This is a genomic window from Xanthomonas sp. JL1 (assembly GCF_038405005.1).
In genome coordinates this window covers 11287-32672 of record NZ_JBBYGR010000019.1, presented here as the reverse complement: position 1 = coordinate 32672, position 21386 = coordinate 11287, and the positions used below count along the sequence as shown (strand labels likewise).

General features: G+C 64.9%; 21 protein-coding genes and 3 pseudogenes. 16 read left to right on the top strand and 8 right to left on the bottom strand.

Translation table 11 applies throughout. The features are described from left to right. Positions 1 to 295 (bottom strand): annotated as a pseudogene (locus tag WJW29_RS04840) (helix-turn-helix domain-containing protein); the annotation flags it as partial. Between the two features lie 224 nt (positions 296 to 519). On the opposite strand from WJW29_RS04840, the gene WJW29_RS04835 reads away from it, so the two are divergent. From WJW29_RS04835 to murU, 3 genes are read left to right on the top strand one after another with little or no spacing between them, the layout of a single operon-like run. After that, entirely contained in the window at positions 520 to 792 is a 273-nt protein-coding gene (locus tag WJW29_RS04835; protein WP_011407896.1) for a GlsB/YeaQ/YmgE family stress response membrane protein, read from the top strand. 57 nt (positions 793 to 849) lie between these two features. Continuing rightward, on the top strand, positions 850 to 1869 hold the full coding sequence (locus tag WJW29_RS04830; RefSeq protein ID WP_011407895.1) for a phosphotransferase: 1020 nt from the start codon (positions 850 to 852) through the stop codon (positions 1867 to 1869). After that, the gene (gene murU / locus WJW29_RS04825; RefSeq protein ID WP_011258121.1) at positions 1866 to 2576 is read left to right on the top strand and encodes an N-acetylmuramate alpha-1-phosphate uridylyltransferase MurU; all 711 of its coding nucleotides are present in this window, start codon (positions 1866 to 1868) and stop codon (positions 2574 to 2576) included. Before WJW29_RS04830 ends, murU begins: the two co-directional genes overlap by 4 nt. A 166-nt stretch (positions 2577 to 2742) precedes the next feature. Here murU and hda read toward each other — a convergent pair whose 3' ends face one another. From hda to WJW29_RS04810, 3 genes are read right to left on the bottom strand one after another with little or no spacing between them, the layout of a single operon-like run. Beyond that, positions 2743 to 3444: a DnaA regulatory inactivator Hda gene (hda, locus tag WJW29_RS04820; RefSeq protein ID WP_011258120.1), complete on the bottom strand. Its 702-nt coding sequence runs from the start codon at positions 3442 to 3444 to the stop codon at positions 2743 to 2745. After that, positions 3441 to 4607 carry an AI-2E family transporter gene (locus WJW29_RS04815; RefSeq protein ID WP_011258119.1) on the bottom strand — a complete coding sequence of 389 codons (1167 nt, stop codon included), beginning with the start codon at positions 4605 to 4607 and terminating at the stop codon, positions 3441 to 3443. The genes hda and WJW29_RS04815 overlap by 4 nt, the downstream gene beginning before the upstream one ends. After that, complete coding sequence (locus WJW29_RS04810; RefSeq protein ID WP_011407894.1) at positions 4604 to 5716, bottom strand: DUF2066 domain-containing protein; 1113 nt, start codon at positions 5714 to 5716, stop codon at positions 4604 to 4606. Before WJW29_RS04810 ends, WJW29_RS04815 begins: the two co-directional genes overlap by 4 nt. A 22-nt stretch (positions 5717 to 5738) precedes the next feature. Here WJW29_RS04810 and purM point away from each other — a divergent pair, with 22 nt between their 5' ends. The 6 genes from purM to WJW29_RS04780 all read left to right on the top strand — a co-directional run bounded on the left by purM (position 5739) and on the right by WJW29_RS04780 (position 10222). Beyond that, complete coding sequence (gene purM, locus WJW29_RS04805) at positions 5739 to 6872, top strand: phosphoribosylformylglycinamidine cyclo-ligase (protein ID WP_027703632.1); 1134 nt, start codon at positions 5739 to 5741, stop codon at positions 6870 to 6872. Positions 6873 to 6885: 13 nt separating this feature from the next. Beyond that, entirely contained in the window at positions 6886 to 7347 is a 462-nt protein-coding gene (locus tag WJW29_RS04800; protein WP_011258116.1) for a hypothetical protein, read from the top strand. Positions 7348 to 7369: 22 nt separating this feature from the next. Further along, the gene (locus WJW29_RS04795; RefSeq protein ID WP_011258115.1) at positions 7370 to 7987 is read left to right on the top strand and encodes a DUF2238 domain-containing protein; all 618 of its coding nucleotides are present in this window, start codon (positions 7370 to 7372) and stop codon (positions 7985 to 7987) included. Continuing rightward, positions 7974 to 8642, top strand: a complete 669-nt coding sequence (gene purN, locus WJW29_RS04790) for a phosphoribosylglycinamide formyltransferase (protein ID WP_011258114.1) — start codon at positions 7974 to 7976, stop codon at positions 8640 to 8642. The genes WJW29_RS04795 and purN overlap by 14 nt, the downstream gene beginning before the upstream one ends. 65 nt (positions 8643 to 8707) lie before the next feature. Then, positions 8708 to 9535 (top strand): DUF3108 domain-containing protein, encoded by an 828-nt coding sequence (locus WJW29_RS04785; protein ID WP_011258113.1) that lies wholly within the window; start codon positions 8708 to 8710, stop codon positions 9533 to 9535. Between the two features lie 3 nt (positions 9536 to 9538). Then, positions 9539 to 10222 (top strand): DUF3108 domain-containing protein, encoded by a 684-nt coding sequence (locus WJW29_RS04780; RefSeq protein WP_011258112.1) that lies wholly within the window; start codon positions 9539 to 9541, stop codon positions 10220 to 10222. A 1088-nt stretch (positions 10223 to 11310) separates the two neighbouring features. Here WJW29_RS04780 and WJW29_RS04775 read toward each other — a convergent pair. The 3 genes from WJW29_RS04775 to WJW29_RS04765 form a co-directional block, all read right to left on the bottom strand. After that, complete coding sequence (locus WJW29_RS04775; RefSeq protein ID WP_011258111.1) at positions 11311 to 11634, bottom strand: hypothetical protein; 324 nt, start codon at positions 11632 to 11634, stop codon at positions 11311 to 11313. Further along, positions 11631 to 12905: a UDP-N-acetylglucosamine 1-carboxyvinyltransferase gene (gene murA, locus WJW29_RS04770; RefSeq protein ID WP_011258110.1), complete on the bottom strand. Its 1275-nt coding sequence runs from the start codon at positions 12903 to 12905 to the stop codon at positions 11631 to 11633. The genes WJW29_RS04775 and murA overlap by 4 nt, the downstream gene beginning before the upstream one ends. A 238-nt stretch (positions 12906 to 13143) precedes the next feature. Then, positions 13144 to 13371, bottom strand: a complete 228-nt coding sequence (locus tag WJW29_RS04765) for a BolA/IbaG family iron-sulfur metabolism protein (protein WP_011258109.1) — start codon at positions 13369 to 13371, stop codon at positions 13144 to 13146. A gap of 54 nt (positions 13372 to 13425) precedes the next feature. On the opposite strand from WJW29_RS04765, the gene WJW29_RS04760 reads away from it, so the two are divergent. The 6 genes and pseudogenes from WJW29_RS04760 to WJW29_RS04735 all read left to right on the top strand — a co-directional run. Next, positions 13426 to 14427, top strand: coding sequence for a KpsF/GutQ family sugar-phosphate isomerase (locus WJW29_RS04760; RefSeq protein ID WP_011258108.1), 1002 nt, complete (start codon positions 13426 to 13428; stop codon positions 14425 to 14427). Positions 14428 to 14475: 48 nt separating this feature from the next. Continuing rightward, on the top strand, positions 14476 to 15024 hold the full coding sequence (locus WJW29_RS04755; RefSeq protein ID WP_011407889.1) for an HAD family hydrolase: 549 nt from the start codon (positions 14476 to 14478) through the stop codon (positions 15022 to 15024). Further along, complete coding sequence (gene lptC, locus WJW29_RS04750) at positions 15021 to 15596, top strand: LPS export ABC transporter periplasmic protein LptC (RefSeq protein WP_011258106.1); 576 nt, start codon at positions 15021 to 15023, stop codon at positions 15594 to 15596. The genes WJW29_RS04755 and lptC overlap by 4 nt, the downstream gene beginning before the upstream one ends. After that, positions 15574 to 16122 (top strand): lipopolysaccharide transport periplasmic protein LptA, encoded by a 549-nt coding sequence (gene lptA / locus WJW29_RS04745; protein WP_011258105.1) that lies wholly within the window; start codon positions 15574 to 15576, stop codon positions 16120 to 16122. The genes lptC and lptA overlap by 23 nt, the downstream gene beginning before the upstream one ends. Further along, complete coding sequence (gene lptB / locus WJW29_RS04740) at positions 16122 to 16841, top strand: LPS export ABC transporter ATP-binding protein (protein ID WP_011258104.1); 720 nt, start codon at positions 16122 to 16124, stop codon at positions 16839 to 16841. The genes lptA and lptB overlap by 1 nt, the downstream gene beginning before the upstream one ends. 40 nt (positions 16842 to 16881) lie before the next feature. Then, positions 16882 to 17331, top strand: a pseudogene (locus tag WJW29_RS04735) (RNA polymerase factor sigma-54); the annotation flags it as partial. Here WJW29_RS04735 and avrBs3 read toward each other — a convergent pair. Next, positions 17332 to 20340, bottom strand: coding sequence for a type III secretion system effector avirulence protein AvrBs3 (gene avrBs3 / locus WJW29_RS04730; protein ID WP_041182003.1), 3009 nt, complete (start codon positions 20338 to 20340; stop codon positions 17332 to 17334). Here avrBs3 and rpoN point away from each other — a divergent pair. Next, positions 20341 to 21330: pseudogene (rpoN, locus tag WJW29_RS04725) on the top strand (RNA polymerase factor sigma-54); the annotation flags it as partial. Positions 21331 to 21386: the final 56 nt, after the last annotated feature.

The window sequence follows — 21386 nt, the reverse complement described above, 5'->3', positions numbered from 1 at the left end:
CCAGGGTTCTTGCCATTGACCCAGCCCAACACCTGGCGCTCCTGCGCCGGCGTCAACGTCCGCGGGCGACCGCTGCCCTTGCGTTCCATCAAAGCCCCAGCGCCTCCCGCCTGTGCTCGGCCAGCACCTTGTACGCCCAGCCGCGATGCAGCCCGAACGACGAGGCCACTTCGGCTGGCGATTCGCCTTCGCCAATCCGTTGCAACGCCATCAGGCGCATTTCTTCCAGCGCTGCCCGCGATACCAAGCGTCCGTCTCTCTTCTTCATGGATGGTTGGACAGCAGACGTCGACATTTGCTCCCTAATTTACTGACTCATTAGTAAAAGACGACTCACCTGATGGGAAACAGATTTACCCAGCAAATCACTTGCCCGCAACTGGGAGCGCTCGGCAGCCGGAGCCGATGACCGCGCCTTTCTGAAGGAAATACATCGGCGTGGTCATTCCGGCTCCCGCTGCGCTAGGCAGCGACATCCGAAATGCTAGTCTGCCGATCCCGTCCACCTCCGGTGCTGCAATGAATCACTTATTTGGTAGCAACAGCTGGCTCTACATTCTGCTGGTCGGCTTTGTGGTCGGGCTGCTGGCGCGTTTCATTACGCCGGGTGCGCAACGCTTGGGCTGTCTGCTGACCATCGTGCTGGGCATTGCCGGTGCCGTGGTGGCCAGCTGGTTTGGCCGTTACATGGGGTGGTACCGCGCGGGCGAGCCGGCCGGCTTCCTCGGTGCGTTGCTCGGAGCGATTGCCATCCTGGCGCTGTTGCGGTTGTTCAGCGGCAGCAAGCGCTGAGCGCTTCACGGCGCGCCTGCTCTGTTGACCCACCACTTCATGACGCCCACTCGATCCATGACGTCACTTCATCCAGATACCGCGCGCGACGCGCTTCGCCTGCATTGGGCACAACAGGCGCTCAACGACCCACAAGCGTCGCTGCAGCGCGCCTCGGTCGATGCGGGGTTTCGCAGTTATTGGCGTACGCAGGGACGCGGTATGGATCGCATCTTGATGGATGCGCCGCCACAGCTGGAAAACGTTGCGCCGTGGCTGCGCATGCATGCGCTGTTGGGCGCACATGGCGTGCGCGTGCCGCAGGTGCTTGCCCCGGACCTGGAAAACGGCTTTTTGCTACTGGAGGATCTGGGCGTGCCAACGCTGGCACAGGTACTCACTGATGCCAACGCCGACGACTTGCTGGACGGCGCGATCGGCCAGCTGCTGTTGTTGCAAAAAATCCCGCCACCTGCCGATAGCGGCGTGTTCGGCGAAGCGCTACTGCAGCGCGATGCTAGTTTGTTCGAAGAATGGTTTTTAGATCGTCACCTGGGCGTGCAGCTGGACTGCGCCCATGCCGAGCAATTGCAATTGGTGCAGCGCCGTTTGATGGACAACGCGCTAGCCCAGCCACGCGTGTTCACCCACCGCGATTTCATGCCGCGCAATCTGATGCCGGCGCCCGATGGCCCGGCAGTGCTGGATTTTCAGGATTGCGTCATTGGCCCGATCGCCTACGACCCGATCAGCCTGTTCAAGGACACCTCGGTGAGTTGGCCACTCGCTCGGGTGGACGGCTGGCTGCAGCACTATCACGGGCGTGCATCGGCGGCCGGATTGCCGGTGCCGCCGCTGGCGCAGTTCCTGCGCGATGCAGACTGGATGGGCGTGCAGCGCCATCTGAAAAACCTCGGAATTTTCTCGCGCTTGAGCCATCGCGACGGCAAGCATTGGTATCTGGACAACGTGCCGCGTTTCATGGCGTATCTGGATGAAATACTGCCTCGCTACGCCGAGCTTGCGCCCTTGATCGGTTTGCTGGACGAGGTGGTCAAGCCTGCGCTGGCTGCGCGTGCGCAGCAGGCGACGACATGAAGGCGTTGATCTTTGCCGCAGGATTCGGCGAGCGCATGCGCCCGCTGACCGAGCATACGCCCAAGCCGCTACTGTCGGTCGGCGGCACGCCGTTGATCGTATGGCATCTGCGCAAGTTGGCGGCGCTGGGCGTGGACGAGGTGGTGATCAACACCTCGTGGCTGGCGGAGCAATTTCCGCAGGTGTTGGGCGATGGCAGCGCGTTCGGTCTTCGTCTGACCTATTCCTACGAAGGTGCGACGCCGCTGGAAACCGGTGGCGGTATGTTGCATGCGCTGCCGCTATTGGGCGATGCGCCATTTTTGTTGGTCAATGGCGATATCTGGACCGATTTCGATTTTGCCCGTCTGTCGCACGCCCCCGACGGGCTGGCACAGCTGGTGCTGGTGGATCAACCCAGCTACGCAACGCGCGCGGACTTTGCGCTGGATGCGGATGGCAACGTGCGCGCAGATCTGCCCGCGTCGCTGACCTATTCGGGTATCGGCATGTATCGACCTGCGCTGCTGCGCGATTGGCAATCGGTCATTGGCCAGTTGCCGGAGCAGCCCTGTACGGCACCGCGGTTTGCGTTGGCGCCGATCCTGCGCGCGCAGATGACAGCACGCTTGATCAATGGCATCCACCACTCTGGACGCTGGACCGATGTCGGCACGCCGCAGCGGCTGGCGGAGCTGGATGCTCAGTTGCTGCGCGACGGCAGCTGATCGCAACTTCGCACACCGACAATCTCGACGGATCCTTGCCCGCTTACCGTCGGCAGGACCTTCCGCGGCATGGACGTCGCCACGGAGCTTGCATGGACGTAGTTGCAGCGTGCCCCGCGACGGTGAGCGGGCAAGGGTCGTGCAGAACATCCGCACATCAGCAGCGCTACGATCTGCGATCCTCGAGCACACGCCGCAGAAAAGGCACCGTGATGCGCCGTTTAGCGGCCAGCGATTCGCGATCCAGGCGATCCAGCAAAGCGACCAGCCTGGCCAGTTCGCGCTCGCCATGCGTCAGCAGCCAGTCGATCGCCGCTTCGTCCATGGCCAGGCCGCGACGCTGCGCGCGGTCGCGCAGCACTGCCGCGCGTGCGGCATCGTCGAGCACCGGCAAGCCGATCCGGATGCATTGCGACAGCCGCGAACGCAGGTCCGGCAACACCAAGGCCAGCCCATTGGGCATCTGGCGCGCGGTGTACAGCAGGGTGATGCCAGCCGCGCGCGCGCGATTGTGAAAATCGAACAACGCCACTTCGTCGTCGCGCTGCCCGGCAATGCTTTCCACGCCATCCAAGGCGACCAGGCTGCGGCCTTCCAGCGCTTCGAGTGCATCGCGCAAGCGGCCGGCAGCCGCCTGTAGCGGCAGATACGCCGACATGCGCCCGGCCTGCTCGGCAGCGGCGCACAGCGATAGCGCCAGATGCGTCTTGCCGCTGCCGGCCGGGCCGGACAGATACAACCAATCGCTCACCTGCCCCGCAGCCAGCGCCTGCAATTGCGCAAGCAGGCCATCGGGCGCGGCGATGTAACTGTCGAAACGCTGATCGGGAGGCGCGCGCAACGCCAGCGGCAACTGCGGAACGCTCACAACCGATCCGCATCCTTGCCGGGGTCGATGATCACGCTGCGCTCGGTCGTGGACTGCAGCACAATGCCGGCGCGCTCGCCCGCATAGAAATCGCTGCCGGTGTATTGCTCATGCGCATAGCGCAGCAACACATTGGCCACCGCCGCAACCGGCAATGCCAGCAACATGCCGAGGAAACCGAACAACTGGCCGCCGGCCATCACCGCAAAGATCACCGCAACCGGGTGCAAACCGATCTTGTCGCCCACGATGCGCGGGGTGAGCACATAGCTCTCCAGCAACTGGCCGACGGTGAACACCACGCCCACGCCGATCAGCAACTTTAGATCCAGCCCCTGCGCCTGCACGATGGCCGCCAGCAACGCGAGCACGATGCCGGTGGTTGCGCCCAGGTATGGGATGAAGCTGATGAGGCCGGCAATGATGCCGATCAACAAACCCAGATTGAGCCCGATGATGGACATACCGGTGGCGTAGATCGCACCCAGCGCCAGCATCACTAAGAACTGGCCGCGGATGAAGCCACCGAGCACATCGTTGGATTCCCGCGCCAACCGGCTCACGGTGCCGATGTAGGCACGCGGGACGACGGCCGCCCCACGTTCGACCAGGCGGTCCCAGTCGCGCAGGAAATAGAACGCCAGGATCGGCAGCAGCGCCAGGTTGATCACCCAGTTCACCATCGCAAAGCCCGAGCGCGATACGTAGCCGAAGAGGGTCTTGGCGACGCCACCGGCCTGTTCCCAGTGGCTGCGGATCCAATCGATCAAGCGCTCCGGATCCAGCCAGGCCATCAGTTGCATGCCGGTCTTGGCTTCCAGCCACGGGATGGCCGTGCCGATCGCCCAGTTGCGCATCTGCGGCAGCGCCTCGATCAAGGTCATGATCTGACGTTCAATCATCGGCACCAGAATCATCAACGCCAGCACGAATAGCAGCGTGGCCAGCACGAAGACCAGCATCACCGCGGCATTGCGCGAGCGCCCTGCACGTTCGATGCGATCCACCAGCGGATCGCCCAGCCATGCCAGCAACAGCGCCAGCACGAATGGGGTCAGGATCGGCGCCAGCAGCGAGATCACCCACAACACACCGACAATCACCGCCGCCCATTTGAGGCGACGCAGGAACAGGGCAATTTCGGCTTCGGGAGTCAACGTCATTTCAGGCGGTACTCGGCGTGCTCGTTTTCGAGAATGATAGGGCCCTCGGTCGGTACCGAGACCGAAACCAGCGGGCTGTCGTCGCCGAGCATACGGTTGAGGCCGGAAATGCCCGTGAGAAGTTCCAGATCCAACTCCATGCGATCGCCATTGGCGCTGACCGGACGGATGCTGCGTAGCACCGACACGCCCTGCAACGCGGCCGACACGCGCAGGTAATCGTCGGCGCTGCTGATGCCGGTGATCACCACGCGGTAGACGCCGGGCACACCCGAATCCACCCGCTTGGCGTAGCGCTTGACCAGTGCATCGGCAGCGCCGTCGGCACCGGCAGCCATCGCGCGGCGCGCATCGCCGTCGCTGCTGGTCCAGCTGGACAACACATTGCCGTTGTCCACGAACACCCAGTCGGCCGTCCAGCCGGCAGCGTTGCGGTAGAGCTTGCCGATCAACTGCATCGGCGGGCTGTATTTGGCCGAGGCGCGCGCCACCGCAGCGGTGTCCTTGCGCCAGATTGCGCCGGCCAGCGCCTGCTCGGCAGCTGCGCCGCTCGGCAGACCGAGCCGGTAGCCGCGCTCGATGGCGCGGTCCAGCACGCTACGCGCCGCATTGGCCTGGGCCACCCCGACCAGACGCGGGCCGCTGCCGTCATCGATGGCCAGCCACAGCACCGGCTTGGGACGCGGCAACGGCCACACCGGCACGCCCAGCGCAGCGATCAAGTCATCCACGTCCGATTGCCGAAAGCGCGCCACCAGGGTGGTGCGGAAGGTCGGCGCGCCGGTGCGCGAGGTCCCCTGATCCTGCCGGTAGTCATAGTGTTCGACGTAGTTGGTCGCATTGCGCAGCGCCTGCGGCACGCCGGGGCGGCTCATCACGCCGCGGTCGCCGGAAACCTTGCCCAGCACCGCGCCCAGCGCGCGCGCCAGGGCGCCGGGGCGATCGGAGTCGCTCTGGCTGTTGACCGACACTTCGGCATCGTAGGCACTTTGCGCCTTGGCAACGTCGCCTTCGGTGCGCAGATCCGCCTGCGCAAAGGCCGGAGCAACGGGCATGGCGACCACGAGAGCGAGAAAGAAAGCGAGACTGCGGCGCATCGACGGTTCCATGACATAAGCGTATCCGGGTGAATTGTTGCCCGAATGGGACGCCAGCGCCAACGTGGCTGCTAAAATCGCCGCCTTTACAGCCGAGCCCTCCCCGCCCGTGACCAGCCCAACGCCCTCCAGTCCCTTGCCCATGACCTACCGCGACGCGGGTGTCGACATCGACGCCGGCAATGCCTTGGTCGAACGCATCAAGCCGCTGGTCAAGCGCAGCTTCCGGCCGGAGGTGATGGGTGGCCTGGGCGGCTTCGGCGCGTTGTTCGACCTGTCGGGCAAGTACAAGGAGCCGGTGCTGGTCTCCGGCACCGACGGCGTGGGCACCAAGCTCAAGCTGGCCCAGCAGCTCGGGCGGCACGACACCATCGGCATCGATCTGGTCGGCATGTGCGTCAACGACGTGCTGGTGCAGGGCGCCGAGCCGTTGTTCTTTCTGGACTATTTCGCCACCGGCAAGCTGGACGTGGACACCGCTGCGGCGGTGGTCGGCGGCATCGCGCGCGGCTGCGCGCTGTCCGGCTGCGCGCTGATTGGAGGCGAAACCGCTGAAATGCCCGACATGTACCCGCCGGGCGAATACGACCTGGCCGGCTTCACCGTCGGCGCAGTCGAGAAGTCGCAGTTGCTGGATGGCGCGCAGGTGCGCGACGGCGACGTGCTGATCGGCATCGCTTCGTCGGGCCCGCATTCCAATGGCTATTCGTTGATACGCAAGATCTATGAGCGTGCCGGTGCGCCGGCCGAGCATGTGCTGGACGACGGCACCAAATTGATCGATGCGTTGATGGCGCCGACCGCGCTGTACGTCAAGCCGGTGCTGGCGCTGCTGAAGTCGCACGGCCAAGCGATCCATGCCATGGCGCATATCACCGGTGGTGGCCTTACCGAAAACATCATTCGCGTGATTCCCGACGGGCTGGGCCTGGACATCGACGCCAGCGCCTGGACGCTGCCGCCGGTATTCGCCTGGTTGCAGCGCGAAGGTGCGGTGGCCGATGCCGAAATGTGGCGCACCTTCAATTGCGGGATCGGCTTCGTGCTGATCGCCGCGCCCGCGGAAGCGGCTGCGCTGGAACAGGCGCTGGATGCGCAGTCGCTGGCGCATTGGCGCATTGGTCAGGTGGTGCCGGCACACGGCGACGAGCGCGTGCGCATCGACTGAGCGAGGAATCTGCATGGACGCGTCACCACTCCCACCGCCGGCGTTGGCGTCGGCCAGCGCCGATGACCTGCAGCATCTCAAGCTGTTGTCGATTTTCCATTACGTGCTGGGCGGTTTCACCGGATTGTTTTCGCTGATGCCGCTGATCCACCTGTTCATGGGGCTGGCCATCGTCACCGCGCGGCTGCCCATGAAAGACAGCACTGGGCAGACGGCACCGGACATGCAGCTGTTCGGCTGGATCTTCGTGATCATTGCAACGATGCTCATTCTGGGCGGCCTGACCATGGCCGGTCTCATGGCCTACGCTGGACGCTGCATCGCTCAGCGCAGGAAGCATCTGCTGTGCCTGATCGTGGCTGGCATTTCCTGTTCTTTCATGCCGTTCGGCACCGTGCTTGGCGTGTTCACGCTGGTGACGCTGCTGCGCCCGCAGGTCAAAGCACTGTTCGGCGCCGGCAACGCGGCTGTTTGAGACGTCTGTGAGCACAAGCGCCATGCGCCGCACGAAACTGGCTGCGTTGGCCGTCACCAGCGCGTTATTTGTGGCGACCTGGATCGCCCCGCTGTGGCCGGCCGAGCAGGCCTTGCATAGCTCGCTGACAGTGCTTGGGCTGATCGCGCTAGTGTGGGCCGACCGCCGCCGGCCGTTGAACAATGGCGCGTTCGTAAGCATCTGCGTGTTCATCGGCATGCACTGCATCGGCGCGCGCTGGCTGTATTCCAACGTGCCTTACGAGCAATGGAGCCAGCAGCTCTTGCACTGGTCGCCCAGCGCCACCTTCGGCTGGACACGCAATCATTTCGACAGGCTGATCCATCTGCTGTTCGGGCTGTGCTTGACGCCGGCCATTGCGCAGCTGATGGTGCGGCTGTGGCCCAAATTGACGCTAGGGCAGACGTTCTGCCTCACTGTGATGAGCATCATGTGCGTCAGCCTGGTCTACGAATGGTTCGAATGGGGCATCGCCTTGCTGCTGTCGCCGCAGGCCGCGGAGGCCTACAACGGACAACAAGGTGACCCGTGGGATGCGCACACCGACATGCTGCTGGCCACCCTTGGCAGCCTGGCTGCCTACCCCGTTGTGAGGACGTTATTCAATGCACGCACCTGAGGCCCGCCTGCGCCTGGCCGTGCTGGCCTCCGGGCGCGGTAGCAATCTGCAGGCCATCGTCGATGCGATCGCCAGTGGGCGCCTGCGTGCCGAGGTGGTCGGAGTGTTTTCCGATCGCCCGCAGGCGCCAGCGTTGCAGAAGGTCGAGCAGAGGCGTCGCTGGAGCGCCAGCCCGCGCGATTTCGCCAACCGCGCTGCGTTCGACGCCGCACTCGGCGATGCGATCGCTGCGACGCAACCGGACTGGGTGATCTGCGCCGGCTATATGCGCATCCTGGGTGAGCCGCTGGTGCGCCGCTTTGCCGGGCGCATGCTCAACATCCATCCGTCGCTGCTACCCAAATACCGCGGCCTGCACACGCATGCACGCGCACTGGAGGCCGGCGATGCAGAGCATGGCGCCAGCGTGCACCTGGTGGTGCCGGAGCTGGATGCCGGCACGGTGATCGCGCAGGCGCGCGTCCCGGTGCTGCCCGGCGACAACGCCGAGCAACTGGCCGCGCGCGTACTGGCCCGTGAGCACCCGCTCCTACTGGCCACACTGCAACTGCTCGCCAGTGGTCGCGTCGCGGTGCAGGGCGATACCGTGCATATCGACGGTCAGTGCCTGTTTACGCCATTACGACTAGAGTCCGCAGACATCGCATTCGCCTGAATGCGGACACGCCCCCCTCATCCCGTCTCGGACATCCTTGCGGCCCCCGTGCCTGCTACCAGCGCATGAACGTCATCCCGATCGCCGCCGCGCTGTTGACCGTCGCCCTCCTCACCCAGGCCGGCAATGGCCGTGCGCAACAAGTGCCCGCTGCGCGTGTCCCGGCGACGCCCGCTCCGGTTGCGGCTCCGGCCGCTGCACCAGCATCGGCAACCGCCCTGCCCGCCAGCACCTGGACACCGCCGCCGCTGGAGCCGTTCGTGGCGACCTACCAGGCGTTCTACCGCGGCAAGGAGGCCGGCGATGCCACCATGCAGGTCAGCCACGGCGACGGTAGCCAGTGGCGCATCGACATGTCGGTGCGTGGCCGCAAGGGCTTCGCCAGCATTTTGGGCCTGAACCTGGAGCAGAGCACGGTGTTCCGCGTCGATGGAGACACGTATGTGCCGCTGAGCCAGAGCACGGTGCGCAAGGCGATGTTCTTCGGCAAGAAGGTCACCGGCGTCTACAACTGGCAAGCCGGCACCGCGCAGTGGAACGGGGACCTGAAGGAAGATCGCCAGCAGCCGATCCCCTTGCAGCACGGCGACCAAAGCGCGCTGTCGCTGAACCTGTCGCTGATGCGCGATGCGCAACCCGGGCGCAACCTCAGCTATCGCTATGTCGATGTGGGCAAGGTGCGCAAATACGACTACCGCGCTGCCGATGCTACCGAGGTGGTGCAGGTGGGCGATCTGAGCTACGACGCCCTGCGCGTGTATCGCGTCAACAGCGGCGACAACGAAACCATCCTCTGGATTGCGAACGGAGTTCCGACGCCGGTGCGCATCCTGCAACGTGACAAAGGTGAAGATCAGATCGATCTGCGCCTGGTCGAATACCAAGGAGCCTAAGCGATGAACCTCTTCTCCCGTACCAGCGCCGTGATCGCCGCCGCCGCACTGGCGATGTCCAGCCTGCCCGCGTTCGCCATGCAGCCCTTCCAGGCCGACTATTCGGCCAACTACATGGGCATGCAGGCAAACGGCACCATGACGCTGGCTGCTGCCGGCGCCAATCAGTGGCGCTATACGCTCACCATCCAGAACCAGCTGGCCAACTTGACCCAGAGCACGGTATTCGAAGAAGCCAACGGCCAACTGCGCCCGGTGAGCAGCAACGACACCTCCTCGATGATGGTCAAGCGCCGTAACGTCACTGCCAGCTACGACTGGAAGACCAGTCAGGCGACCTGGGGCGGCGACATCAAGCCGGACCGCCGCGGCCCGGTGAAACTGCAGCCCGGCGACATGGATGCGCTGCTGATCAACCTGGCGATCACGCGCGATCTGGCCACCGGCAAGCCACTCAACTACCGCATGGTGGACGAAGGCCGCGTCAAGCCGATGAGCTACAAGGTGGTCGGCAAGGAAACCATCACCGTCAACGGCAAACAGGAGCAAGCCACCAAGGTTTCGCGCGAGGACGGCGACAAGGAATTGATCGCGTGGGTGGTCAAGGATCTGCCGGTGCCGGCACGCCTGCTGCAGAAGGAAAAGGGCCAGGACGCGCTGGACCTGACCATCAAGGCGCTGCGTTGAGCGATCTTCGCCAGCCCGACCATGCGTCGGGGCGCGCTGAGGTGCATTGATGCTCAGGCAGGTAACGCACTGAGGTGCGTTGCTGATGAGCCAGGTAGCGGGGAACAACCGCCAACAGCAGTATGTTGGCAGTAGGTCGCCAATATGCGGATGCACACTTGATGCGGTTACCTCAATAGAAAGACCTGATTAGCCCTGACCATCAGCTGGATTTTTGTTGCAGTCCTGCAAATAGCTTCGTTTTACCGATGGTTTCCATGATGTCTGATCTTGGCGCTGCTGATGCGAGGAGCCGGTGCGCAGTTCTTTCAGCCAGGACCCCATGGCGGCCTGGCATTGGCCCGGTTTAGCGATAAGCGCGGAGGTGCTGCAGCTGAAGGTCGGGGCTAATCAGGTAGAAAGATGCTGTTGGCTCAGCACAGAAGCGTTTTCCCACTTTATTGGGAAATGCCTTTTTTATTGGCTCTTGCGATGACACACGAGCGGCGATCGCTGGCTGACGTGCCGGCGGAATTCCCACGCGTGAATTTGGTGGGCTGCGCTCTGAAGCTCAGGTCTAAAGCCTGGTGAGTCGAATGCGCGGAGTGCGCGGTGCCCTCACCGCTCGCGGGACACGCCGTAAACCCGTCCATGGGCGCTCGATGGCAGCATCCATGCCGCCAACGGTCCTGCAAGCGGCGAGGACACCACGCCAGAGCGTTTGCTGGCTGTTTTGTTGAAGGCGATGACACAGCAACCGGCGGATCTTCGGATCACCGATCGGCCCCCTATGCATTTCTTCTCGAATTTGCGCATTGGAAGGACGGACGAGGACACCGCGCAAGAGAATGTGCCGGCAGCTTTGCTGAAGCGAGAGAGCAGGGCAAAGCCCTCTGTCAGTGCTTTTCCAAACCACGTACACCGACCATCTCGACCGGTCCTTGCCCGCTCACCGTCGCGGGACCCTTGGCGGCATGGATGCCGCCACGGAGCTGACAAGGACGTACTTGCAGCGTGTCCCGCAATGGTGGGCGGGCAAGGGCCCTGCGCGAATCCTCAAACCAGCCGCTTTGCAATCAATCTATCTATCAGCGACGACCGATGACTTCTCAGGGCTTACCCGCTGCCTTGTCATCGCCAGTGGTGAACACGGTGCGGCAATCCACACGAATCTGCTGGTCGTTCTTGCGCCAATAAAACAGGTTGCAATGGCGCTTGCCTTCGACCGTCTTCTTCACCGCCACCGCATAGAACGATTGCGCGATCTCGTCGCGGCTGGCGGTGCCGTCGTTGTTCCAGTCCATGTCCTTGAACTCGACACCCTGCGTGATGGCCATGCCCACGCTCCAGGCATAGGCCAGCCACGCCAGGATCAGCACGATGACCCCGAGCAGGATCTTGCGCCGGGTAGTGAAACGTCCGCGCAGGATCATGCGGTGCGCTGGATGGTCGCGCCCAGCGCCCCCAGCTTCTCCTCGATGTTTTCGTAACCACGGTCCAGGTGGTAGATGCGGTCGATGGTGGTGTCGCCATCGGCCACCAGGCCAGCCAGGATCAGCGACGCCGATGCGCGCAGGTCGGTGGCCATCACCGGCGCGCCGCTCAGGCGTGCGGCACCACGCACGATGGCAGTGTGGCCTTCGACCTGGATGTCCGCGCCCAGGCGCAGCAGCTCGTTGACGTGCATGAAGCGGTTTTCGAAGATGGTTTCGTTGATCACGCCCACGCCGTCTGCCACGCAGTTGAGCGCCATGAATTGCGCCTGCATATCGGTGGGAAACGCCGGGTACGGCGCGGTGGTCAGGCTGACTGCGCGCGGGCGCTTGCCCTGCATGTCCAGCGTGATGCTGTCGGCGGTGGTGGTGATGGTGGCGCCGGCTTCGGTGAGCTTGTCCAGCATTGCATCCAGGGTTTCCGGGCGGGCGCGGCGCACGGTGACGCTGCCGCCGGTCATCGCCGCAGCGACCAGGAAGGTGCCGGTTTCGATGCGATCCGGCAGCACCGCATGGTGCCCGCCGCCCAGACGCTGCACGCCCTGCACCACGATGCGCGGGGTTCCGGCACCTTCGATCTGCGCGCCAAGTGCGATCATGCAGTCGGCCAGGTCGGTGACTTCCGGCTCCATCGCCGCGTTTTCCAGCACCGTGGTGCCCTCGGCCAGCACCGCGGCCATCAGCACGTTCTCGGTGCCGGTGACGCTGACCATGTCGAACACGTAGCGGCCGCCCTTCAGGCGCCCGTGGCTGGTGGCCTTGATGTAGCCGTTCTCCACGCTGATCTCGGCACCCAGCGCCTGCAGGCCCTTGATGTGCTGATCCACCGGGCGCGAGCCGATCGCGCAGCCGCCGGGCAGCGACACTTCGGCGGTGCCGTAGCGCGCCAGCAGCGGGCCCAGCACCAGGATCGAGGCGCGCATGGTCTTGACCAGCTCGTACGGCGCGATCTGATGCGTGACCGAGCGCGGGTCGACCAGGATCGAACGGCCCTTGGCCAGCGTGCCTTCGTCGATGGTGACTTCGGCACCCAGCTCGCTGAGCAATTTCACCATGGTGATCACGTCGTGCAGATGCGGCACGTTGCTGATCTGCACCGGCGCGTCGGCCAGCAGGGTCGCGCACAGGATCGGCAGCACTGCGTTCTTGGCACCGGAAATATTGACTTCGCCCTGCAGCGCTTGGCCGCCGGTCACTACGATTTTTGCCATGGGAATCTTAAGAAATCCGAAAAGAGAAGGTGTGGCGGGGAATGACGTGCGAGCGTTTCGGCCTCAGTGCAAACGGCGTGGCGCTGAGGCGCACAGATCGAACGACGCCGAGTGGGGCTGCAAGGCCCCAGCTGCAGTGATTAGGTGTTCGTGGACGGCCAGCGGAGGGCGCCATGATGCAGGTGCGTACCGCCCAGCCCTAGCTCAGCTCGTCTGGCAGCAAGCGCAGCCAACGCGCTCAGCCTTCTTCAGGCGTCAGGGTCTTCAGCTGCAGCGCGTGAATCGCCCCGCCCATCAGCTCGCCCAGGGTCGCATAGACCATGCGGTGCCGCGCCAGCGGTGCCTTGCCGACGAATGCCGGGCTGACCACGGTGGCCTCGAAGTGCACGCCGTCATCACCGTGCACGTCGACGCGGGCTTCGGGCACGCCGGATTCGATGAGTTTACGGATGGTTTCGGCGTCCACAGGGCGTTTCCTCATAAAATGAGCGCACATTCTACTCTTCACCCGAGTTCCCGCATGGCTGTCTCGCACCTGCCTCCCGCCACCGTCAGCGACGCCAGTCTGGTTGCCAGCGGTCAGCGCGTGCTGGAGATCGAGCGCGAGGCGCTGGCCAACGTGGGCGCGCGCATCGGCAGCGAGTTCGCCGCGGCCTGCCGGCTGGTGCTGGCCTCGCGCGGGCGGGTGGTCGCCACCGGCATGGGCAAGTCCGGCCATGTGGCGCGCAAGATCGCTGCCACCCTCGCCTCCACCGGCACTCCGGCGTTCTTCGTGCACCCCGGCGAAGCCGGCCATGGCGACCTGGGCATGATCACCGAGGCCGACATCGTGCTGGCGCTGTCGTATTCGGGGGAATCGGATGAAGTGCGCATGCTGCTGCCGGTGCTCAAGCGCCAGGGCAACCCGATCATCGCCATGACCGGCCGCACCAGTTCCACCCTGGCCCAGGCCGCTGACGTGCACCTGGACGTCAGCGTCTCCGCCGAGGCCTGCCCGTTGCATCTGGCACCCACCTCCAGCACCACCGCCTCGCTGGCGATGGGCGATGCGCTGGCAGTCGCCTTGCTCGATGCGCGCGGCTTCACCGCCGACGACTTCGCGCGTTCGCATCCGGCCGGCAGCCTGGGCCGGCGCCTGCTGCTGCACATCACCGACGTGATGCATGCCGGCGACGACCTGCCGCGTGTGCGTGAAGACGCCAGCCTGAGCGAGGCGCTGATGGAAATGAGCCGCAAGCGGCTGGGCATGACCGCCGTGGTGGACAACGACGAGCGCCTGATCGGGCTGTTCACCGACGGCGACCTGCGCCGCGCACTGGACAGCGACATCGACGTGCGCAGCGCCGGCATCGCACAGGTGATGACGCGCAACCCGCGCACCATCGGCGCCGACCAGCTGGCCGCCGAGGCGGCGCGGCTGATGGAGGACTACAAGATCAACGGCCTGATCGTGGTCGATGCGCAGCAGCGCGCGGTGGGCGCATTGAACATTCACGACCTGTTGCGCGCCAAGGTGGTTTAACAGGTTCATTTTTCAACCGCCGGACCCCGTTCTTACCGATTCGTGCCGATGCCCTATTCCCCTTTGCAGCACCTTCCAGCCGAGCTGATCGAACGCGCCGCGCGCATCCGTCTGGCCTGTTTCGACGTCGACGGCACCCTGACCGACGGCCGCCTGTACTACGACCACGCCGGCAACGAGAGCAAGGCGTTCAACGTGCTCGACGGACAGGGCCTCAAGCAACTCGACCAGGCCGGCATCCATGTTGCGCTGATCACTGCGCGCGCCAGCCTGTCGGCGGAAAAGCGCGGCCAGGACCTGGGCCTGCACGTGCAGATCGGGGTGAAGAACAAGCGCATGGCGGTGCTGGCGCTGTGCCAGGAGCACGGATTGTCGCTGGACCAGGTGCTGTTCATGGGCGACGACCTCCCCGACCTGCCCGCCCTGCTCGCGGTCGGCCTGCCGGTGGCTCCGGCCACCGCACACCCGTGGATCGCCGAGCGCGTGCAGTGGAATACCCGTGCGCGCGGCGGCGAAGGTGCCGCGCGCGAGGTGTGCGATGTGGTGCTGGCCGCGCAAGGCCAGGTTGAGCGCATCATCGAAGGGTTTTCGGCATGAATTGGAATTGGCGCACCACCCTGGGCGTCACGCTGTTCGCCGCCGCCGTGATTTCCGGCTGGTCGGCATGGAAGCAGCGCGCCCGCCCTGCCGCTGCGGCCGTGCAGCAGTCCGGCGCCGATTACATCCTGCGCGACTTCGAGCTGATCGCCCTGAACAAGCAGAGCGGCAAGGAATCGATGACGCTGCGCGCGCCGGAAATGCATCGCAACCGTGCCGACCAGACCGCAGACATCACCACGCCGGTGTTTCTGATGCCCGACAACGCCAATCTGCCGTGGACCCTGCGCTCCAAGACGGGCTGGGTCAACCCGGACGGCACCCAGCTGCGTCTGCGCGGCGATGTTGAGGGCGACAGCCCGACCGGCGGCGCAACTCCGCCGACCACGTTCCGCACCCAGAGCCTGGACGTGTTCCCGCAACAGAACATCGCCAAGACCGACGCGCCAGTGACCATGACCCGCCCGGGTATCATGCAGAGCGGCGTCGGCTTTGCTGCCGACCTCAAATCACGCCAGTACAAGCTCCTTTCTCAGGTCAAGACCCGCTATGAACCGAATGCTGCCCGCTAAACTGGCGTTTGCCGCACTGCTGTTGCCTGCACTGGCAATGGCCAAGACCAGCGATCGCAATCAGCCGATGGCGATCGACTCCAACGCCAACGATTGCAACATGCTCGACGACAGCGGCAAGTGCCGTTTCAGCGGCAATGTGGTGATCACCCAGGGCACGCTGGAAATCCACGCCGACACCGCCGATATCTTCCAGAAGAACGGCCAGACCGATCGCGTGGTGCTCAACGGCAAGCAGGCCACGCTCAAGCAGGAGATGGACGACGGCGCGATGATGCACGGCCAGGCCGACAACATCGAATACAAGGTCGCCGATGACATCATCATCCTGACCGGCAATTACAAGGTCGATTCGCCCAAGGGCACCAACGCCGGCCAGCGCATGGTCTACAACACCAAGACCGGCAACATGCAAAGCGGCGGCGACGGCAGCCGCGTGCGCACCATTATCCAGCCGAAAAATGCGGCGCCTGACGCCGCAACGCCCGCCCCGACACCGGCTGCCAAGCCGCAGAGGAAGAAGTAATGCTGGTCGCCACTGGTCTGCGCAAGAAGTACAAGCAACGCGAAGTGGTCAAGGAATTCGGCCTCACGCTCGAGGCCGGCGAAGTGGTCGGCCTGCTCGGCCCCAATGGCGCCGGCAAGACCACCTGCTTCTACATGATCGTGGGTCTGGTCGAAGCCGATGCAGGGCGTATCGAATTGGACGGCCGCGACCTCACCGCCGAGCCGATGTACGCACGCGCCAAGTTGGGTGTCGGTTACCTGCCGCAGGAACCATCGATCTTCCGCAAGCTCACCGTGGCCGACAATATCCGCCTGGTGCTGGAGCTGCGCGAGGAACTCGACAACGCCGGCCGCGCGAAAGAACTGGTTTCGCTGCTCGAAGAACTGCAGATCACCCATGTGGCCGATCAACTCGGCGCCAGCCTCTCCGGCGGCGAGCGGCGGCGTTGCGAAATCGCGCGTGCGCTGGCGGCCAAGCCGCGCATGATGCTGCTGGACGAACCCTTCGCCGGCGTGGACCCGATTTCGGTCGGCGAGATCCAGCGCATCATCATCCACCTCAAGGAACGCGGCATCGGTGTGCTGATCACCGATCACAACGTGCGCGAGACCTTGGGAATCTGCGACCGCGCGTATATCCTCGCCGAGGGGGGCGTGCTGGCGCAGGGGGCACCAGACATGTTGCTAGCCAATCCCGACGTCCGTCGCGTGTATCTGGGTGAAACTTTCCGCCTTTGAGCGCGCCGCCGAGCAAACGCTTTTTTCAGTCAGTGCCCGCATGAAAGCTCGGCTCCAGACATCGCTAGCACAGCAGTTGGTCATGACGCCGCAATTGCGTCAGGCGATCAAGCTATTGCAGATGTCCACCACCGAGCTGGAAGTGGAAATCGCCGAAGCAGTGGAAACCAATCCACTGCTGGAATGGGCCGACGAAGCCGCGCATGCGGCCAGCGACACCGCGGTGGAATCCTCGCCGTCCGCGTCCACTGAAGAATCCCAGCGCGAAGAAGCCGCGCCTGCCGAGCGCGATGACGATTGGTCGCAGGACGAACTGCAGTGGACCGGCTCGGGCAGCGGCGGCAGTTTCGACGACGACGAGTCCGGCGGTGCCGCCGAGCGCGTCGCCGAATCCGAAACACTGGCCGATCACCTCTTGTGGCAGCTGCATCTATCGCCGTTGTCGCCACGCGACCGCCAGATCGGCGCGATACTGATCGACGCGCTGGACTCAGATCGTCCCTCCGACTGAGCCTGACTGAGGCAATAGCTCCATCAACCATGCGAGCTCCTCTTCGTTGAATGCCGGGAAATCATCCGCTGCCCCTGCGAAGGGGGCCGCATCTTGTTCCCACATCACGGTGCTGGACGCTGCCAGGTCGGCAGCGATGGGCGTACCAGGATCCGGGAGGCCGCCCCCGATCCTGGTACGCGGGCGTTTTACCCTCCAGCTGAGGGGCAAATGCAGCGCATCGCGCTGTTCGGGAACGCGCACCTCGAAAGATTGCTGTGTGGAGGGGCCGGTGACAGCACGATCCGATCGGGACCGTTTACGGCTGCTTGCCCGCGTCTGATCTCCCTCGTGCATTGGGCTGGGCGCATCAAGGTCACGCTCCAGCGAATCGGCGAATGCATGCAAAGACGCCTGATCCGGTGTTTGAGCTGAAGTAGGGGACGGTTTGGCCCTTTTCATCCCTGATGCCTGGAGGATACGGTCCCAACGCTGCGAGGCTGGGGGGAGCGTTCCGCAGCGGGCTTCGAATTCGGTGACGCCCACTCTGCGAAAGAGCTGTACCAACCCGTGCCTGCTCATCCCGAACTGCGTCATGGCGTCATCGAATGCTTGCGCTGGGTGGGAGTGGCACTGGAAAAACTCCAGCACGCGAACCACTTGCGCGTAGTCGGCAACGCGATGGGACGTGCGTTCGCCAATACGGCGATTGACTCTTCTGATCAATTCCGGCGCGTGCGGCAATCCCTTTTTCACTGCATCCAGGGCAGGACGTCCGCCGAGGCAGGCCAAGGCGACGAGGTGGTCGTTGGTCAACGCGGCCAACGCCGGATCAGGGCGAGATAACTGGGCAACAATGCTCTCCAGCGCCTGCTTGCCGCCGCCATTGCTGGCGATGGCCACGACCTGGTCCGGGGTCAGGCCATGGTCCTGGCACAGCACCGGCAACAGCCGCTGCACCGTCTCCAGCGCCTGCTTGCCGCCATCGTGGCTGGCGATGGCCACGACCTGGTCCGGGGTCAGGCCATGGTCCTGGCACAGCACCGGCAACAGCCGTTGCACCGTCTCCAGCGCCTTCTTGCCGCCATCGTGGCTGGCGATGGCCACCACCTGGTCCAGGGTCAGGCCATGGTCCTGGCACAGCACCGGCAACAGCCGCTGCACCGTCTCCAGCGCCTGCTTGCCGCCATCGTGGCTGGCGATGGCCACCACCTGGTCCGGGGTCAGGCCATGGTCCTGGCACAGCACCGGCAACAGCCGCTGCACTGTCTCCAGCGCCTGCTTGCCGCCGCCATGGCTGGCGATGGCCACCACCTGGTCCGGGGTCAGGCCATGGTCCTGGCACAGCATCGGCAACAGCCGCTGCACCGTCTCCAGCGCCTGCTTGCCGCCATCGTGGCTGGCGATGGCCACGACCTGGTCCGGGGTCAGGCCATGGTCCTGGCACAGCACCGGCAACAGCCGTTGCAGCGTCTCCAGCGCCTGCTTGCCGCCGCCATTGCTGGCGATGGCCACGACCTGGTCCGGGGTCAGGCCATGGTCCTGGCACAGCACCGGCAACAGCCGCTGCACCGTCTCCAGCGCCTGCTTGCCGCCATCGTGGCTGGCGATGGCCACGACCTGGTCCGGGGTCAGGCCATGGTCCTGGCACAGCACCGGCAACAGCCGCTGCAGCGTCTCCAGCGCCTGCTTGCCGCCGCCATGGCTGGCGATGGCCACCACCTGGTCCGGGGTCAGGCCATGGTCCTGGCACAGCACCGGCAACAGCCGCTGCACCGTCTCCAGCGCCTGCTTGCCGCCGCCATGGCTGGCGATGGCCACCACCTGGTCCGGGGTCAGGCCATGGTCCTGGCACAGCACCGGCAACAGCCGCTGCACCGTCTCCAGCGCCTGCTTGCCGCCAATATTGCTGGCGATGGCCACCACCTGGTCCGGGGTCAGGCCATGGTCCTGGCACAGCACCGGCAACAGCCGCTGCACCGTCTCCAGCGCCTGCTTGCCGCCGTTATTGTTGGCGATGGCCACCACCTGGTCCGGGGTCAGGCCATGGTCCTGGCACAGCACCGGCAACAGGCGCTGCACCGTCTCCAGCGCCTGCTTGCCGCCAATATTGCTGGCGATGGCCACCACTTGGTCCGGGGTCAGGTTCAGGGGGGCACCCGTCAGTGCATTGCGCGATGCATGCACTGCCTCCACTGCGGTCACGCCGCCACGTTTTGCAATCTTGACAAGTTGGCCTGTGTCCAACTGTAACGGTGGACCTCTCAACTCCCCCGCCTTCGTGAGCAAGGCCTCCAGGGCGCGTGCGCCGGACCACTGTTTGCCGACGCCAACGATGTCTTCGTGTGTCGCCTCTGGCAACGCCCTGATTATGTCCTGATACGTGACAGCAACGGTCCCTAACGCTGCCGGGTGTTGGCTGAGCGCAACGATGTGCGCGTGTGTAAACCCATGGCCCACCAGTGCCTCGTGGTGCTGCGCCACTGTCGAACGCACCTTCGGTTTGATCTTCTCTTGCTGCTGCTGACTGTAGCCGAGCGTGCGTAGATCCACCTGCGCGGCCGGCGAAGCGTCGGAGGGTTGCGCCGCACGCCGTCGCGGGGCCGGCTTGGCGCGCGGCGGCCGCGCGGCAGTGACAGCGACAGGCACGGTGGGTGGCGGGTCATCGGCTGCACGCAGACCCGATTGCGCCTCATCCCATTCTGCTGGGGCAGCCGCTGTATGCGGCGTGCCGACGGCAGGCATCGAATCAAGAAGCGATGTATCAAGAAGCGACGGATCGAACTGACGGAGCAGATCGCTGAAGCTGCCCGCCGAGAACGCAGGCGAGGGCGCAGGGGGAGATGGCAGCCGGGTCCGGGACATCGTCCGCCGAGCGGGCAAGCCATCCAGGGGGCCGCCAGCAGGCGGAGCCCCCCCCCGATCTGCAGTCGGCTGAACCCTATCCGGTTGGGGTCCGGGCAGAAGCTCGCGGGCAGGACTTGGCGTGCGCGAACGAATGGGATCCATGAAGACGGTTATCTGCGCGAGCCGCTATCGGCCATTCTCGAAACCCTGGCGCTCGGCGCGGTGGTGGACGAGGCCGACGTGCTTACCGTCTTGCACCAGATCCAGCGCTTCGACCCGGTCGGTGTGGGCGCGCGCACGCTAGGCGAATGTCTGGCGCTGCAGCTGGCCGTGCTCGACCCCGCAACGCCGGGCCGCGAGCTGGCGTTGCAGATCGTCGCCGGCCCGCTGGAACGGCTGCCGCGCAGCGGCGTAGCCGGCCTGGCACACGAGCTCAAGCGTTCAGCCGCCGATGTCGAACAGGCGGTGCAACTGGTGCGCTCAGTGGACCCGCGCCCAGGCAAGCAGATCGGCGACCTGTCGCAAGATACCTACGTGGTACCGGACTGCGTGATCTGGCGTCAGCGCGGCGTGTGGCGGGCTTCGCTGGCCGGCCGTGCGCAGCCCAAGGTCACCATCCACCGCGGCTACGAAAACCTGATTCGCAGCTGCGGCGAATCCGACGCCGGCTACCTGCGCGGGCAGCTGCAGGAAGCGCGCTGGCTGCTCAAGAGCCTGGAAGCACGCGGCGAAACCCTGCTGCGGGTGGTGCGCTGCCTGCTGCAGCATCAGGCCGGGTTCCTGGAGTTCGGTGCACAGGCCCTGCGTCCGTTGACCCTGCGCGAGATCGCAGGCGAGCTCGGCCTGCACGAATCCACCATTTCCCGCGCGATCTCCCGCAAATACGTGCGCACCCCGCGCGGCACCATTGCGCTGCGCTCGTTCTTCGCCTCGGGGATCGACACCGACAGCGGCGGCGAGGCTTCCAGCACGGCGATCCAGGCCATGATCCGGCGCCTGATCGATGCGGAAAATCCGCGCAAACCGCTGTCCGACGCCAAGCTGGCCGATCTGCTGAAAACATCCGGCGTACCAGTAGCGCGGCGCACCGTTGCGAAGTATCGTGAGGCCATGAACATTTCCGCCTCCCACGAACGCGTCCGCATCGCCTGACGTTGCAACCACCGCAACGCCGGCCTGCGCCGGGTTAGTCGGATCACCGGAACGGT

Coding starts and splice junctions, on each gene's coding strand:
- lptA (WP_011258105.1), top strand. CDS start 15,574: ATGAACCGAATGCTGCCCGCTAAACTGGCGTTTGCCGCACTGCTGTTG.
- murU (WP_011258121.1), top strand. CDS start 1,866: ATGAAGGCGTTGATCTTTGCCGCAGGATTCGGCGAGCGCATGCGCCCG.
- WJW29_RS04780 (WP_011258112.1), top strand. CDS start 9,539: ATGAACCTCTTCTCCCGTACCAGCGCCGTGATCGCCGCCGCCGCACTG.
- WJW29_RS04810 (WP_011407894.1), bottom strand. CDS start 5,716: ATGGAACCGTCGATGCGCCGCAGTCTCGCTTTCTTTCTCGCTCTCGTG.
- WJW29_RS04755 (WP_011407889.1), top strand. CDS start 14,476: ATGCCCTATTCCCCTTTGCAGCACCTTCCAGCCGAGCTGATCGAACGC.
- lptB (WP_011258104.1), top strand. CDS start 16,122: ATGCTGGTCGCCACTGGTCTGCGCAAGAAGTACAAGCAACGCGAAGTG.
- lptC (WP_011258106.1), top strand. CDS start 15,021: ATGAATTGGAATTGGCGCACCACCCTGGGCGTCACGCTGTTCGCCGCC.
- WJW29_RS04795 (WP_011258115.1), top strand. CDS start 7,370: ATGCGCCGCACGAAACTGGCTGCGTTGGCCGTCACCAGCGCGTTATTT.
- WJW29_RS04815 (WP_011258119.1), bottom strand. CDS start 4,607: ATGACGTTGACTCCCGAAGCCGAAATTGCCCTGTTCCTGCGTCGCCTC.
- WJW29_RS04760 (WP_011258108.1), top strand. CDS start 13,426: ATGGCTGTCTCGCACCTGCCTCCCGCCACCGTCAGCGACGCCAGTCTG.
- WJW29_RS04835 (WP_011407896.1), top strand. CDS start 520: ATGAATCACTTATTTGGTAGCAACAGCTGGCTCTACATTCTGCTGGTC.
- WJW29_RS04785 (WP_011258113.1), top strand. CDS start 8,708: ATGAACGTCATCCCGATCGCCGCCGCGCTGTTGACCGTCGCCCTCCTC.
- WJW29_RS04775 (WP_011258111.1), bottom strand. CDS start 11,634: ATGATCCTGCGCGGACGTTTCACTACCCGGCGCAAGATCCTGCTCGGG.
- WJW29_RS04830 (WP_011407895.1), top strand. CDS start 850: ATGACGTCACTTCATCCAGATACCGCGCGCGACGCGCTTCGCCTGCAT.
- murA (WP_011258110.1), bottom strand. CDS start 12,905: ATGGCAAAAATCGTAGTGACCGGCGGCCAAGCGCTGCAGGGCGAAGTC.
- WJW29_RS04800 (WP_011258116.1), top strand. CDS start 6,886: ATGGACGCGTCACCACTCCCACCGCCGGCGTTGGCGTCGGCCAGCGCC.
- purN (WP_011258114.1), top strand. CDS start 7,974: ATGCACGCACCTGAGGCCCGCCTGCGCCTGGCCGTGCTGGCCTCCGGG.
- avrBs3 (WP_041182003.1), bottom strand. CDS start 20,340: ATGGATCCCATTCGTTCGCGCACGCCAAGTCCTGCCCGCGAGCTTCTG.